Raw genomic sequence first — 13,757 nt, 5'->3', positions numbered from 1 at the left:
CTCCGTCTGTATGCAGTTGCATGCCGTTTAGCGCCGCCGACGCGCGGGTACAACTGCGCAGGTGCGCGCAGGGGCCGCGCTACTTGCGGAAACTGTCGAGAGAGACGACCTCGGCATCGGTCTTTTGCGCCTCAGCCCTCTCCGGCTCAGGCGGAGAGGGCTGAGGCGGCTTGGGGTCGTCTCCATCTTCCTCGTCCTCGGCCGTTTCAAAACGCAGTCCGAATTCGACCGACGGATCGACAAACGTCTTTATCGCGTCGTAGGGAATATAAAGAGGCTCGGGCGAGTCACCGAAATTCAGGGTGACGGCAAACCCTTCTTCCCCGACATCAAGGTTGTCATACCAATGCTGCATCACCACCGTCATCTCACCCGGGTAGCGGTCAGACAGCCAGTCGGCCAGCTCAACATCCGGGTGTGAGGTGTCGAAGGTAATGAAAAAATGGTGCGCGCCCGGCAAGCCGTTTTTCGACACATCGCTCAGCACCGTTCTGATCAGACCTCTCATGGCCTGATGCATCAGATTGCCGTAGTCGATATCGCGGGCCATTGGCCTTCCCCAAAACTATCTTGCGGTCAGCATAGGGGATTCGAAGCGAAACGAAAGTGTTGCGCTGTGGTTTTGTGTCTCAGATCAGGCTCAGCCCTATCCCCGCAAGCGCCAAGATGCCCAAGGATTGAGCCAGCCCAAGACGCGCGCCCAGCATCAGGGCAGCGGCCAGGGCCACCAGGAGACCCGCTCCGAATTGCAGGCTGGACCAGACCGGAACGGGCAACCGGATCGGACCGACAGACCACTGCACGACCTCGGCGAAAAGAACATGTAGTGCGAACCAAACCGAAAGGTTCAGGATCACACCAACCACTGCCGCGGTGATCCCCGCAAGAGCGGATGACAGACGCGGCCGGTCGGCGATCAGATCGAGATAAGGGCCAGCCACGAAAATCCACAAAAAGCAGGGCACGAATGTCGCCCATAGTGCCACAAGGCCCGCTGCGATCGCCATGGCCGGGCCGTTTTGCAGATATCCCGTCAGCATGGCGACGAACTGTGTCACAAGGATCAGCGGACCGGGCGTGGTTTCGGCCAGGCCAAGCGCGTCGATCATCTGCTCGGTGCTGATCCAGTTGAAATCAAACGCAACCGTTTGTGTCATATAGGCAAGGACGGCATATGCGCCCCCGAATGTGACCACGGCCAGTTTTGCAAAAAACCACCCGATTTGGGCCAGAAGCGGCGGGCCGGCTACGCTGAGAATCCCCAGAGGAACCAGCCAGGCCGCGGCGCAAAACAAGGCGGTGCGCCATGGCATGGGTGTCGACGTCGACGGGCGGCTTTTGGGATCACGCGTGCCTTTGGCGGTGAGGTAGCCCCAGACGGCCGCTGTCAGAATGATCAGCGGGAAGGGGAGATCAAAGATGAAGATGGCCAAAAAGGCCAAACCGGCCATCGCGATGGCGGTGGCACCTGTCAGGGCTTTGTGTGCAACTCTGTAAAGTGCCTGAAGAACAATGACGATCACGGCAGCCTTGATCCCGACAAAGGCCGCTTGGATCAGGGGCACATCGCCGAACGCGGCATAGAGCGCCACCAGGGCCGCGATCACGATTGCGCCGGGCAGCACGAAGAGCAGCCCCGCAATCAGTCCGCCCCAAACCCCATGAAGCCGCCAGCCTGCATAGGTTGCAAGCTGCATTGCCTCGGGCCCGGGCAGAAGCATACAAAGCGACAGCGCGCGCAGGAAGGTTTTTTCGTCAAGCCAGGGGCGTTCCTCGACCAATTCCCGGTGCATCAGGGCGATTTGCGCGGCGGGGCCACCGAAGGAGAGCAGGCCGATACGGCCGAAAACGTAGAAGAGGTCTGATCGCGTCGGCGTGTTCACAAGATATCCGCCTCTGCCAAGAGCGGGGAGACCGGGGCAAAGAGCCGTTCGCAAAGCAACCGGCCAGAAACCGGGCATGAGAAGAACGCGTGCTTGCTGGCGATAGAGTGCAAGACCGGGCCCGTTTTCCGCGTAGCGTTTGAGCAATCGGGTCTTTCCGACATGTCGGGTGGCAAATCGTCGGGAAGGCAGCTTTGTAGATTCATTGGCATCCTTTCAGGTTAAAACAAAAGGATGCGAAACTTGGGCGACAGCCTTTCGGGGCGTTCGCGGTCAACCCCGTGGTGGCGTTATGCCATGGGCGCTTGAAAAATCAATGGGCTATGCATTCGCATTCATGGATCGGTCTTTCGGGGTCACGAGCGTCTCTCAAGTTCTGTCAAAGACCCTTGCAACACCCTGAAAATGCAAGCTTTCACAGGCGCTGCGGTTCTGCTCAATCAGGTTCTTTATGTGCCGACAACGAGGTCAGAAGCTGAGCACCTTCAGGTCCAGGAAAGGCGCTGGCCTGTCATGCAGATGGCCAGTGTTTCGGGGGGAAACTGGCCAAGCTGTTCGAACAAGGACAGATAATCGAACTGGTTATAGGTCTCTACCATCTTGTCGTCTTCGAAACGCACCATCACCTGCCCCGTGCAGACAATGGGGGCTTGGGTATCCACGCGCACGGCGGTGACTGAAATGATTGCGGCCAGCCAATCGCCGCTTTCAATCCATTGCGGCAGCGAAACGTTCACCTCTTCGACAAGCGTCCGCATCGCGCTGACCAGGTCCCGGAACTCGTCGCGGCCCATTTGCATCTCTGACATGATGCCGGTGGCCACGGTTTCGGCGTTCATATAGCGATCAATCGCATCGATGTTTCCCGCGCACCAAACATCATCATACCACGCTTGTAGCAGCGCGATCTTGGACATTTCCGTCTCCTATTCCGATCTGCTTTTCTTATCGGGAAGAGGTCTGAATAAATCCTGAATTGGGGGGAGAATGCAGGCTTCTGTTGCCAGGTGCCTGCGAACCCCGCCTTACGCGGCTAGGCGCAAGGGCTTAAGTTTCGGTCTTGTTACTGCTTACGCAGCAACGGCAACCGGAGCACGATTGTCATTTGCAATTGTACTGTTTTCGCCGGTAACGGTGGCAGACCGCCGAGACAAAGCTAACCCCTTTAGACGTTCGTCGATCCTATTTCGGCCCCATGATCCCCAAATGAAGGATACTGGTGGAGCCGCCGGGTACCGCCCCCGGGTCCGATCCGCTTATTACGAGCGCGTTTATGTCCATAGTCCCGAAGGACATGGCAGATATAAGCGGGGCAGGCCGCCGTTGCAATCCTTCGCTGCACCGCGCGCGGCGCGTAAAGACATGCCGTTGAGATCGATAATCAGGTTGGGCAGGTGGTGACGAGTAAGAAGTCGACAGAATGGGCTGTTAACAAAGAGCCGATTGGGTCATGTCAGAGGTTCAGACCCAATGCGATCACGGCGACGGCCACTTCGCAGCCAAAGAAAATCCATTTCAGCCGGGTCTTTCCGTCGAGGATCAACGAGGTCAGCCGCCCCACCGCGCCCCCGGCCCAGATGAACCCGATCATTGCATAGGCGTCGGCTGAGCCGAGGATCAGCGCCCCGATCCCGGCCATAACGAACAGCGCTCCGGACACTGCGCGCACCTCCGACTTGCCCATGGTGGAGCCCGTATCGGCCAGATCGACGGTTTCCATCGTGTAACGCGGTGCGAGCCAACCCAGCAGCCCGAAGACGATGCTTAGCCCGGCGAGCGCGAAATTGATCAGGGTGACGATGTCCATCTAGAGCTCCGGTTGATGTGCTGGAGCACAACGTGGCCGCTCCGGATTTGGTTGCGTTAGAAAAGGGATATCACCGGCAGTTGCTATGCCGGGCCGGGCTGCCTCGCCCTTGAGAAGACTTTATCGGTCAAAGAGATCGCGGTTTGCTGCGGTAGTGTCCGCCGCCCTCCGCCGCGCGGGTTACTGCGGGGGAAGAAGCGAAAGCGCCGCTGGTGCCGCGCCGCTGAAGGCCAGCATGGCCCATTGACCCACCGCCACGTCAAGCCGGCATGACGCGTCCGTGTCCCCGCCCAGAACCCCGACAAAGGCGCTCGCATCCGAGCTTTGCTGGCTGCAATATGCCTCGCGGTCTTCTGCCCGCATCTCTGTTGTCAACGTGATCTGATCCGCAAGCGCGCCGATGAGGGCGCCACCCTCGTCAGCATATGTCTGCAGCTTGAGGCGTTCGGCTTCGGAACGGGCGTCGATAGCCTCGGTCACTTGGGCATAGCATTCATCCGGCCTGTCCGAGAGGTGGCAGGCAATGGCCATGGGCATGCCGCATCGACGGCGATGTTGCTGAATGGCGCTTTGAAGATTGTTCCACTCTGTGGATTGCGCATCATGACGCGCGGCCTCTTCGATTGCCTGCGCGACAGGGGCGTCGCAATGAGCGATCATCTCTTCGGCGTCAAATGCATGGGCGGTGGTGCCAATGGTGAGCATCGTGAGGACAAGCATTGATCTGATCATAGAAGCCGACTTTCCGAATGTGACGTGGCGCATAGTCGGCACCAGGCAGCCAATCTACAATGCCTTCCTGGCTGCGGCCGTCCCATGCTCGCGTTTCTGCTGACGCTGGACGCTTGTCGCGGCCTGTTCTGTCACAGATTTGCGAAAAGGAACCACGCGGCCAACGCGGCCTCGATCCCGCCGAAGATCACCACCTTGCGCAAGGGTGGTGCGTCGAAGGCGAGGGAGAGCGCGCGGCCCAGGGCGGCACCTGCGAAGGCGAAGCCGATCATGGCATAGGCCAGCGGTTCGGCCAGCCAGATCGCCGCAGCACCCGCGATGACAAAGAGGCCACCCACCGAGGCGCGCATTTCGCTAAGGCCCATCGTCGTCGCGCCGGGCGTGAGGTCGAGGGCGGATGCGGTGTAGCGCGGGGCGAGAAAGCCAAAGAGGCCAAAGGCGATGGTCAGTAGGGCGGCGGCGATATTGAGGATGTCGATCATGCGCGCAATGCTATGTCATGGATCAGCCGCGACAAGGGGAGGGGCATGACAATCGACATACCCGAGATTGCGCTCTCCGTCCGCCAGCCGTCGGCCTGGGCGATTATCCATGGTGGCAAGGTGATCGAGAACCGGACCCTGGGCGCCATCAAGAGCGGCGGGATGGAGCGTGGTCGCATCGCCATTCATGCGGCGATTGGCATGAAGGAAAAGGAATACCGCTATCTTGTCTGGCGCATGCAGCTACACGGCACGGACTGCCCCCGCCCTGACGCTTTGATCCGCCGGGCCATTATCGGGGTGGTGGATGTCGTCGACATTATCGACCGCAGCGACAGCCCGTGGTTCGGCGGGCCATGGGGGCTGGTGCTGGAAAACCCGGTGGCGGTCGATCCGATCCCGGCGGCGGGAGAGCTGGGTTATTTCCGGTGGGAGCCGAGCGGTGCCTTGGCCGAGCCTGCGCCGTGGATGGTGAAGTTCGACAGGGCGAACGGCGACGCGCAGACGCTGGAATTGTTTCCCGATCAAGCGCCGTCCTTCGAAAGGGCGCCGAAGAAGCCCTTTGGCGCGCCGCGCAAGAGCTGAGCCTATCCGCTCCGCTTGGCGCGAGCCTCGAAGACATTGCGCGCCAGGGTCTGGGTTTCCTCTTCGAGCGCTGTGAGCCCATCAGTGGCGGCGCGGGCATTCTCCGCCTCGACCGCGTCGGCGATCACTGTATGCAGCGCCACGATGGCTTCGCGCGAGCGGGCTGTGAAGGTGATCATGTTCATCAGGGGCTGCATCGCCTCGACAGCGCCGGCAAGCTGGTAGGAGAGAACCGGGTTGCCGGCCCCGTCGACCAGCGCGCGGTGGAAAGCAACGTCGGAAGCGCAGAAGGCTTCATCCGTGAGGCCCGGCTGGGACTGGCGGTGGATTTCGGCGCGCATCGTGGCCAGATGGTCGGCGCTGCGGCGCTCAGCCGAGAGCGGCGCGCAGGCGCGTTCGAGGGCATAGCGCGCCTCGCAGGCGGTCTCGAAACTCACGGCGTTCATCGACAAAAGCAGGGTGGAGGTGGTGACCTGCTGGGGATAGGCATCCTCGAAACTGAGGCGGTTGACGAAGGCGCCGCCGGTGGCACCCCGCTGGGTGCGGATCAGCGATTGTGCCGCCAGCCGCTTCAAAGCCTCGCGCACGGTGGGGCGGGAGACGTCGAATTGATCCGCCAATTCCGCTTCCGACGGCAGGCGTTCGTCGACGATCAACTGCCCCGAAACGATGGCATCGCGGATGGCAGAGGCAATCTGGGCCGACAAATCGGCGGGGCTGGCAGGATCAATTTTCATTTGTCATACATTTTAATGTCTGACATTTACAAGCGCAACACGAGATTCGGGGAGGTTTCCGTGCCGCACCTTCTGCGCTCCACACTCTGGTTGGGCTTTTTCGGGCTGATCCTGTGGGCCTGGTGGGTGATGTATTCCATGAGCATCTCGATGGATCTGGACCTGATCGGGCGTCCGGGAGAGGTGGGCCAGCGCATGGCGGCGATGGATCCGCGGATGGACATGTATATGCCCATGGCCGAATTCGGGCCGCTGTTCGCGATGTGGGCGATCATGATGGCGGCGATGATGCTCCCGACGCTGGTGCCGACCTTGCGCTCCTATGAGGATCTGATGATCAGCGCGGATGGCACACGGGCCGGGTGGCTGGGCGTGGTTCTGGGCTATCTGCTGGTGTGGGTGGCCTTTGCGGCGGTGATCACGGGCGCGCAACTCGCATTGCTTTTCGGCGGCGTGGTGGATATGCTGGGTATTGCCAAGTCGTCTTGGGTGGGGGCCGGTCTGCTGATCGTGGTCGGCCTTTTTCAATTCACCCGAGCGAAGGAAATCTGCCACGGCGTGTGCCACAGCCCAATGAGCTACTTTCTGGGCCATTGGCGCACCGGCTTTCGCGGCGGGCTTCGGATGGGGCTGGGCCTCGGCGCCTTTTGTGTGGGCTGCTGTTGGGGGTTCATGTCCTTGGGGTTCGTCGGCGGGGTGATGAGCCTGCTCTGGATGGGGCTCGCCACGCTTTTCATGGTGATCGAAAAGCTGCCGCAGATTGGGCATTATGTCACAAAACCAATGGGTTTCGCCCTGATCCTCATGGGGATCGGATGGGCCGCATACCCGATGCTATCTGGAGGATAAGATGGCCGTAAAAAGACGCAAGGATGCCGACAAGCTGCCGGTCAGCCAACGTATCGACAGCCGCATGCCGAACCCCAAGCGGCGGGATATGAGCCCGACGGAATGGGCGATCAAGGGAGAGCTGTTCCTGAACTGCTCCTGCACGGTCTTCTGCCCCTGCGTGGTGTCGCTGGGGGCGCACCCGCCGACCGAAGGCCATTGCCACGCCTGGATGGCGATTGCCATCGACGAGGGGCATTACGAGGGAGAGGATCTGAGCGGGCTGAATGTGGGCCTGCTGGTCGATATTCCGGGGCGCATGGGCGAGGGCAACTGGAAGGTCGCGGCCTATGTGGACGAGCGGGCGAGCGGGAAGGCCTATAACGGCATCCTGCAGATCTTCAGCGGGCAGGCAGGCGGCACGACGGGCCTCTTTACCATGCTGGTGAGCGAGATCATCGGAGCCGAACGCGCGCCGGTGGATATCATCCGCGACGGCAAGAAACGCGCGATCATGATCGGGCGCAAGATCCAGGGCGAGATCGAGATGATCGACGGCAAGAGCCCGGATCATCCCGTGATGATCTCCAATTCCAAATACTGGATGGGGCCGGACATCATTGCAGCACAGGGCACCAAGAGCCGGGTACGCGACTATGGCCGGGTCTGGGATTTCGGGGGCAAATCGGCCGAGATCTGCCCCATCGACTGGAAAGGCCCCAAGTGATGATCGGGCGGGATTATTGCGTCACGATGGCGCGGTATAATGCGTGGCAGAACAGTCTGTTGGCGGGCGCTCTTGATGCTCTGGGGGCCGAAGCTCTGAGCCAGGATCGCGGGGCGTTTTTTGGCTCGATCCAGCGCACGGTCAACCACATCCTGTGGGGCGATCATCTGTGGATCTCGCGGTTTGACGGCGGCGCGGGACCGGATATTGGCGGGCTGGACGGGCTGCAGGCCTTCGAGACGCTGGCGGGCTGGCGCGCGGAGCGGGAGCGCATGGATGGACGCATCTCTCTCTGGGCGGCGAGCGTGGAAGAGGCCGACCTGGCCGGAGACCTGACCTGGCATGCGAGCATGTCGGGCATGGACTTGACCAAGCCGATGGCGCTCTGCGTGATGCAGTTTTTCAATCACCAGACGCATCATCGCGGTCAGGTGCACGCCATGCTGACGGCGGCGGGCGGTGAAGGCTATGTGACCGATCTGCCCTACATGCCGGAGGCGGGGTGATGGCGCTGATTTCTCCCTCTCGCCGGTTGCGGCGCACACCGTTTTCGGACGGGGTCGAGGCCGCGGGGGTCAAGGCCTATACGGTCTATAACCGGATGCTCCTGCCCACGGTCTTCGAGAGCGTGGAGGCGGATTACCGGCATCTGAAAACCCACGTGCAGGTCTGGGATGTCGCGGTGGAGCGGCAGGTGGAACTGCGCGGCCCCGATGCGGGGCGGCTGATGCAGATGCTGACGCCCCGCGATCTGAGAGGGATGTTGCCGGGGCAGTGCTATTACGTCCCCATCGTGGATGAGACGGGCGGGATGCTGAACGATCCGGTGGCCCTGAAATTGTCGGAGGAGCGGTGGTGGATTTCCATCGCGGACAGCGATCTGCTGCTCTGGGTCAAGGGGATCGCCAATGGCTACCGGCTGGATGTGCTGGTGGATGAGCCGGATGTGAGCCCGCTGGCGGTACAGGGGCCCAAGGCGGATGATCTGGTGGCCCGCGTTTTTGGAGACGCGGTCCGGGACATCCGGTTTTTCCGCTTTGGCTGGTTCCAGTTCGAGGGACGCGACATCATCGTGGCGCGGTCTGGCTATTCCAAGCAGGGCGGGTTCGAGATCTATGTCGAAGGCAGCGATCTTGGCATGCCGCTTTGGGAGGCGCTGTTCGATCAGGGAGCAGACCTGCAGGTGCGCGCTGGCTGTCCCAACGGGATCGAGCGGATCGAAGGCGGATTGCTGAGCTACGGCAATGACATGACCGACGACAACACGCCCCATGAATGTGGGCTGGGCCGGTTCTGCGACACGCAGACGGCGATTGGCTGTATCGGGCGCGATGCGCTCTTGAGGGTGGCCAAGGAGGGGCCCGTCCAGCAGATCCGGCCGCTTGCGATTGCCGGAGAGGCGGTGCCCGGCTGCGACCGCGCCTGGCCGATCTATGGCGGGGGGGAGCGCGTGGGGCAGGTGACCTCGGCCGCGTGGTCGCCGGACTTTGACACCAACGTGGCCATCGGCATGGTGCGGATGACGCATTGGACGCCGGGCACGATGCTGGAGGTGGAGACGCCGGACGGCATGCGCGCGGCCAAGGTGCAGGCGCAGTTCTGGTTGTAGGTGCGTTCGGGTGAGGGCGGATTGGGGGCCAGCCCCCAAACCCCCGGGATATTTTTGACCCAAAGAAGCAAGGGCGGTTGCGCCCCGAGAAGGAGAGCGAGATGTTCAAGGCATTGGTGGTGGAGAAGGGCGAGGACGGCAAGACCTCGGCCAGCGTGGAGGAGATAGGCGAGGACCGGCTGCCGGAAGGTGATGTGACGGTCGCGGTCGAGTATTCCACGGTGAATTACAAGGATGGTCTGTGCATCGGTCCGGGAGGCGGGCTGGTCCGGACCTATCCGCACGTGCCGGGCATCGACTTTGCCGGGACGGTCGAGGCGTCGGATGACGACCGCTACAAGCCGGGCGACAAGGTGGTGCTAACCGGATGGCGCGTGGGCGAGATGCATTGGGGCGGCTATGCGCAAAAGGCCAGGGTCAAGGCGGATTGGCTCGTGCCGCTGCCCGACGGGCTCGATACACGGACGGCAATGGCGGTGGGGACGGCTGGGTTCACCGCCATGCTGGCGGTGATGGCGCTGGAGGATCACGGCATCAAGGACGGCCCGGTTCTGGTGACGGGGGCCGCAGGCGGCGTGGGGTCCGTCGCGACGGCCATCCTGAGCAAGCTGGGTTACGAGGTGGCCGCGGTCACCGGGCGGCCCGAGACGGAAGACTATCTGCGCGGCCTGGGCGCCAGCCAGATCGTCGCGCGCGAGGAGATCAACGAGACCACCAAGCGGCCGCTCGAAGGCGAGACATGGGGCGGTTGCGTGGATGCCGTGGGTGGTGCGATGCTGGCGCGTGTTTTAGGTCAGATGCAATACGGCGCATCCGTGGCTGCCGTGGGCCTTGCCGGCGGTGCAGGCCTGCCTGCAACGGTCATTCCGTTTCTGCTGCGCGGGGTGAACCTGCTGGGCATCGACAGTGTGATGCAGCCCTATGACAACCGCCTGCGCGCCTGGGAGCGCATTGCCAGCGATCTGCCGATGGAAACGCTGGAAACGATGATCCAGCCCGCCACCCTGACAGACCTTCCGCAATTAGGGGCAGACATTCTGAAAGGTCAGGTCAAGGGCCGGGTAGTCGTGGACGTCAACGCCTGATCCGCGATTCTTTTTATGTTAAGGTCCGCGCCTCGCCCCTGAACCGGCGGGGCGCTTTTTTCATTTTCGTGAAATCGAGACCGCAGGTTTCAGTTTTTCGCTGCATTCAGAGGTTCTCAGCCTCATTTAGGAGGCGTACCCTTTAACCACAACAATAATTTGACAGGGAACATGCCGATGGCGCTCAAACCTCCTCTTCTTGATTTGCCGATCAAGACGGCCGACAGCGGATTTTACAAAGGCTTCAGTCGCGATGTGACCATCGCGTCGAAATTCGCCATTGGCGGTCTGGTGATCTGGGCCATTGCCTTCCCTGAACAGGCCGGTGCGATCCTGAGCACGTTCAATTCATTCATTCTGACCAATTTCGCGACCTGGTACATCTGGGCAGTGGCCCTGTTCGTGGTGATGTGCATCGGGCTTGCGATCTGGCCGACAGCGGGCCGTTTGCTTTTGGGTCAGCCGGGCGACAAGCCCGAATTCGGCAACTTCTCGTGGTTTTCGATGATGTTCGGCGCAGGCATCGGTGTGGGCATGCTCACCTGGGCCGTGGCCGAGCCGGTTTACCATTTCAACAACAACCCTGAAGTCATCCAGGGGCTGACGACCGGCGGAGCGGCGGACAACATCCGGATGGCCTATAAATGGTCGTTCCTGCATTGGGGGATCGGTGCCTGGGCCTGCTATGCGCTGGCCGGGCTGGCGCTGGCCTTTTTCAGCTACAGGCGGGGCCTGCCGCTGACCATGCGGTCCTCTTTGACACCGATCTTCGGCAAGACGCTGTCCGGTCCGGTGGGACATCTTGTCGACATCGTGGCCGTGGTTGCCACGATCCTCGGCGTGGCGCAGACATTGGGCTTCGGTGTAGAGCAGTTCGTATCGGGATTGACCCGCATCGGGATTAACGGCCTGACGAACGAGGCGGGCACCGCGAACACAATGGGTGTTCTTGTGGCGATCTTCGTGATCATGGCGGCCTCGACCCTGTCGGCGCTGTCGGGCGTTGGCAAGGGCATCAAGTGGCTGTCGAACCTCAACATGGGATTGTCGATCTTCCTGCTAACCTTCTTCCTGCTGTTCGGATCAACCTTCTTTGGATTGCAGGCGCTGGTTCTGGGGCTTTGGGATTATCTCATCGCGCTGCCGGACATGATGTTCCGCGTCTGGCGTACCGACGGGACCGAGACGGGGGATGCGCTGGCCAATTGGCAAGGCGCCTGGTCGGTCTTCTACTGGGCCTGGTGGATCGCGTTCGCGCCGTTCGTGGGTCTTTTCCTGGCGCGGATCTCGCGCGGCCGGACGATCCGGGAATTCGTCTTGGGGGCGATGATCGTGCCGTCGCTGATGTGCTTTGTCTGGTTTACCTGGGCGGGCGGCACGGCGATTGATCTGGAGCTGAATGGCGGGGCCAATGGCGTGATCAACAGCGCGCCGGATGGCGACAAGATCTTTGCCATGGTGCAATACATGCTGTCGCCCTTCCTGGGCTGGGCGATGGCGGCCATCATCGTGGTGCTGCTGATGACCTATCTGGTGACCACCGCAGACTCGGCCGTTCTGATCGTGAACACGATCAACGCCGCGGGCGATGAAGGACCAAAGGCGCGTCCGCATATCCTTTTCTGGGGCGTTGCCCTGGGGTCGGTCGTGGCCGCGCTGTTGCTGGTTCCAGGTGGCGGCCTGAAGGCCATTCAGACGGCCATGGTGATCGGAGCGCTTCCCTTCTCGCTGGTGATGATCCTGATGTGCGTTGCGCTGATCAAGGCGATCTATCTCGATGGCAAGCGAGAGGCTGCAGGCATTCCCACCACCTATTCAGAGGCGGGAACGGAGCCTGCGGAATAGGACGGCCCCTGGCACAAACGCAAAAGACGAACGGCGCCCCACGTGGCGCCGTTTTTCACAGGAGGCCTTGAGAGAGGGCTCGGTTCAGCCGGCGCGCCCGCAAAAACCCTCCGGGTCCGACCGCTTGGGGAGAAAGGCAACCTTGCGTAATACCAAGCTTGGTTTGCACCGTTCTTGGCTTGCAGCTTCGCCTGAATTGGCGGCATCTTGCCGGTATGGAGCTGGATCTGACATTCGTCCGGGCGCAATTCCCGGCCTTCGCGCAGCCCTCGCTGCAGGGACAGGCATTTTTTGAAAATGCAGGCGGGTCTTACGCGTGCCAGCCGGTCGTGGACCGGCTGACCCGGTTTTACACCGAGCGCAAGGTGCAGCCCTATGCGCCTTACGCCGCGAGCGAGGCGGCGGGTGCGGAGATGGACGAGGCGCGCAGCCGTCTGGCCGCGATCCTGGGTGTGGAAAGCGATGAGCTGAGCTTCGGTCCCTCGACCACGCAGAACACATATGTTCTGGCGCAGGCCTTTCGGCAGTGGATGTCGCCGGGAGAGGCGATCGTGGTGACCAATCAAGATCACGAGGCCAATTCGGGTCCATGGCGCAGGCTGGCGGATGCGGGGATCGAGGTGCGGGAATGGCGTATCGACCGTGAGAGCGGGCTTCTGGATCCGGCAGATCTGGAGGATCTTCTGGACGAGACGGTCCGGCTGGTCTGTTTTCCGCATTGTTCCAACGTGGTGGGCGCGATCAATCCGGTGATGGAGATCACCGCGCTCGCCCATGCCGCGGGGGCCTTTGTCTGCGTCGACGGCGTCTCTTACGCGCCGCATGGATTACCGGATGTGGGGGATCTTGGACCGGATATCTATCTCTTCTCGGCCTACAAGACCTATGGGCCGCATCAGGGTCTGATGGTGATCCGCCGCGCCTTGGGTGAGATGTTGCCCAACCAGGGCCACGGCTTCAACGGGGGCACGCTTTACAAACGTTTCACGCCCGCAGGTCCGGATCATGCCCAGATCGCCGCGAGTGCGGGCATGGCGGACTACATCGATGCCTTGGCCGCCCATCACGGCGTCGAAGGCGGGCCGGCTGAGCGGGGCAGGGCCGTGCATGATCTGATGCGCGCGCACGAGGTGGCGCTGGCGCAGCCGGTGCTCGATGCGCTGAAAGACCGCAACTCGGTGCGCCTGATCGGCCCGTCAGAGGCAGAGGGGCGTGCGCCCACGATTGCGGTGTCGCTGAACCGTCCGGCAGAGCCGGTCGCGGGGGAACTGGCCCGGCACGGCATCATGGCGGGAGGCGGCGATTTCTACGCGCAGCGTCCGCTTCAGGCGATGGGTGTGGATCCTGACAAGGGTGTTCTGCGTTTGAGTTTCGTGCACTATACGAGCCGCGCGGAAATTGATCAGCTTTTGAACGCCTTGGACGACGTTCTTTAAT

Annotated in this window: 15 protein-coding genes and 1 other RNA gene; 8 read left to right on the top strand and 8 right to left on the bottom strand. The window is 61.8% G+C overall.

Going from position 1 to position 13,757, the window contains the following annotated elements; translation table 11 throughout:
* Positions 1-79: 79 nt before the first annotated feature.
* The 7 genes from CFI11_RS12695 to CFI11_RS12665 all read right to left on the bottom strand — a co-directional run bounded on the left by CFI11_RS12695 (position 80) and on the right by CFI11_RS12665 (position 4,904).
* Entirely contained in the window at positions 80-550 is a 471-nt protein-coding gene (locus CFI11_RS12695; protein ID WP_130406482.1) for an SspB family protein, read from the bottom strand.
* Positions 551-629: 79 nt separating this feature from the next.
* Entirely contained in the window at positions 630-1,883 is a 1,254-nt protein-coding gene (gene chrA / locus CFI11_RS12690) for a chromate efflux transporter (RefSeq protein WP_254448914.1), read from the bottom strand.
* Positions 1,884-2,368: 485 nt separating this feature from the next.
* Positions 2,369-2,800 carry an ester cyclase gene (locus tag CFI11_RS12685; protein WP_130406478.1) on the bottom strand — a complete coding sequence of 144 codons (432 nt, stop codon included), beginning with the start codon at positions 2,798-2,800 and terminating at the stop codon, positions 2,369-2,371.
* 69 nt (positions 2,801-2,869) lie between these two features.
* Positions 2,870-3,216: a transfer-messenger RNA gene (ssrA, locus tag CFI11_RS12680) on the bottom strand.
* A gap of 120 nt (positions 3,217-3,336) precedes the next feature.
* The gene (locus CFI11_RS12675) at positions 3,337-3,690 is read right to left on the bottom strand and encodes a DUF4345 family protein (protein WP_130406476.1); all 354 of its coding nucleotides are present in this window, start codon (positions 3,688-3,690) and stop codon (positions 3,337-3,339) included.
* 180 nt (positions 3,691-3,870) lie between these two features.
* Positions 3,871-4,422, bottom strand: coding sequence for a hypothetical protein (locus tag CFI11_RS12670; protein ID WP_130406474.1), 552 nt, complete (start codon positions 4,420-4,422; stop codon positions 3,871-3,873).
* A gap of 131 nt (positions 4,423-4,553) precedes the next feature.
* A complete protein-coding gene (locus CFI11_RS12665; protein WP_130406472.1) occupies positions 4,554-4,904 on the bottom strand; it encodes a DUF4345 family protein in 351 nt (116 codons plus the stop codon).
* A 45-nt stretch (positions 4,905-4,949) separates the two neighbouring features.
* On the opposite strand from CFI11_RS12665, the gene CFI11_RS12660 reads away from it, so the two are divergent.
* A complete protein-coding gene (locus CFI11_RS12660) occupies positions 4,950-5,489 on the top strand; it encodes a hypothetical protein (protein ID WP_130406470.1) in 540 nt (179 codons plus the stop codon).
* A gap of 2 nt (positions 5,490-5,491) precedes the next feature.
* On the opposite strand, the gene CFI11_RS12655 is transcribed toward CFI11_RS12660, so the two are convergent.
* Entirely contained in the window at positions 5,492-6,226 is a 735-nt protein-coding gene (locus tag CFI11_RS12655; RefSeq protein ID WP_130406468.1) for a FadR/GntR family transcriptional regulator, read from the bottom strand.
* Between the two features lie 60 nt (positions 6,227-6,286).
* Between CFI11_RS12655 and CFI11_RS12650 the strand changes: the two genes are divergently transcribed.
* The 7 genes from CFI11_RS12650 to CFI11_RS12620 all read left to right on the top strand — a co-directional run bounded on the left by CFI11_RS12650 (position 6,287) and on the right by CFI11_RS12620 (position 13,756).
* A complete protein-coding gene (locus CFI11_RS12650; RefSeq protein WP_130406466.1) occupies positions 6,287-7,075 on the top strand; it encodes a DUF2182 domain-containing protein in 789 nt (262 codons plus the stop codon).
* 1 nt (position 7,076) lies between these two features.
* The gene (locus CFI11_RS12645) at positions 7,077-7,781 is read left to right on the top strand and encodes a DUF1326 domain-containing protein (protein WP_130406464.1); all 705 of its coding nucleotides are present in this window, start codon (positions 7,077-7,079) and stop codon (positions 7,779-7,781) included.
* Complete coding sequence (locus CFI11_RS12640) at positions 7,781-8,287, top strand: DinB family protein (protein WP_130406462.1); 507 nt, start codon at positions 7,781-7,783, stop codon at positions 8,285-8,287. The genes CFI11_RS12645 and CFI11_RS12640 overlap by 1 nt, the downstream gene beginning before the upstream one ends.
* Entirely contained in the window at positions 8,287-9,390 is a 1,104-nt protein-coding gene (locus CFI11_RS12635; protein WP_130406460.1) for a dimethylsulfoniopropionate demethylase, read from the top strand. The genes CFI11_RS12640 and CFI11_RS12635 overlap by 1 nt, the downstream gene beginning before the upstream one ends.
* A gap of 101 nt (positions 9,391-9,491) precedes the next feature.
* Positions 9,492-10,475, top strand: a complete 984-nt coding sequence (gene acuI / locus CFI11_RS12630; RefSeq protein ID WP_130406458.1) for an acryloyl-CoA reductase — start codon at positions 9,492-9,494, stop codon at positions 10,473-10,475.
* 177 nt (positions 10,476-10,652) lie between these two features.
* Complete coding sequence (locus tag CFI11_RS12625; RefSeq protein ID WP_130406456.1) at positions 10,653-12,320, top strand: BCCT family transporter; 1,668 nt, start codon at positions 10,653-10,655, stop codon at positions 12,318-12,320.
* A 215-nt stretch (positions 12,321-12,535) separates the two neighbouring features.
* The gene (locus tag CFI11_RS12620) at positions 12,536-13,756 is read left to right on the top strand and encodes an aminotransferase class V-fold PLP-dependent enzyme (RefSeq protein ID WP_130410015.1); all 1,221 of its coding nucleotides are present in this window, start codon (positions 12,536-12,538) and stop codon (positions 13,754-13,756) included.
* Position 13,757: the final 1 nt, after the last annotated feature.

The organism is Thalassococcus sp. S3 (genome assembly GCF_004216475.1).
In the GTDB taxonomy this organism is placed as follows: Bacteria; Pseudomonadota; Alphaproteobacteria; order Rhodobacterales; family Rhodobacteraceae.
The sequence above is the reverse complement of the archived record's forward strand: the minus strand, read 5'-3'. Positions and strand labels throughout refer to the sequence as shown.

Bases quoted from the DNA above. Each gene is read 5' to 3' on its own strand.
- CFI11_RS12695 (WP_130406482.1), bottom strand. From the start codon at position 550: ATGGCCCGCGATATCGACTACGGCAATCTGATGCATCAGGCCATGAGA.
- CFI11_RS12685 (WP_130406478.1), bottom strand. From the start codon at position 2,800: ATGTCCAAGATCGCGCTGCTACAAGCGTGGTATGATGATGTTTGGTGC.
- CFI11_RS12675 (WP_130406476.1), bottom strand. From the start codon at position 3,690: ATGGACATCGTCACCCTGATCAATTTCGCGCTCGCCGGGCTAAGCATC.
- CFI11_RS12670 (WP_130406474.1), bottom strand. From the start codon at position 4,422: ATGATCAGATCAATGCTTGTCCTCACGATGCTCACCATTGGCACCACC.
- CFI11_RS12665 (WP_130406472.1), bottom strand. From the start codon at position 4,904: ATGATCGACATCCTCAATATCGCCGCCGCCCTACTGACCATCGCCTTT.
- CFI11_RS12660 (WP_130406470.1), top strand. From the start codon at position 4,950: ATGACAATCGACATACCCGAGATTGCGCTCTCCGTCCGCCAGCCGTCG.
- CFI11_RS12655 (WP_130406468.1), bottom strand. From the start codon at position 6,226: ATGAAAATTGATCCTGCCAGCCCCGCCGATTTGTCGGCCCAGATTGCC.
- CFI11_RS12645 (WP_130406464.1), top strand. From the start codon at position 7,077: ATGGCCGTAAAAAGACGCAAGGATGCCGACAAGCTGCCGGTCAGCCAA.
- CFI11_RS12640 (WP_130406462.1), top strand. From the start codon at position 7,781: ATGATCGGGCGGGATTATTGCGTCACGATGGCGCGGTATAATGCGTGG.
- CFI11_RS12635 (WP_130406460.1), top strand. From the start codon at position 8,287: ATGGCGCTGATTTCTCCCTCTCGCCGGTTGCGGCGCACACCGTTTTCG.
- acuI (WP_130406458.1), top strand. From the start codon at position 9,492: ATGTTCAAGGCATTGGTGGTGGAGAAGGGCGAGGACGGCAAGACCTCG.
- CFI11_RS12625 (WP_130406456.1), top strand. From the start codon at position 10,653: ATGGCGCTCAAACCTCCTCTTCTTGATTTGCCGATCAAGACGGCCGAC.
- CFI11_RS12620 (WP_130410015.1), top strand. From the start codon at position 12,536: ATGGAGCTGGATCTGACATTCGTCCGGGCGCAATTCCCGGCCTTCGCG.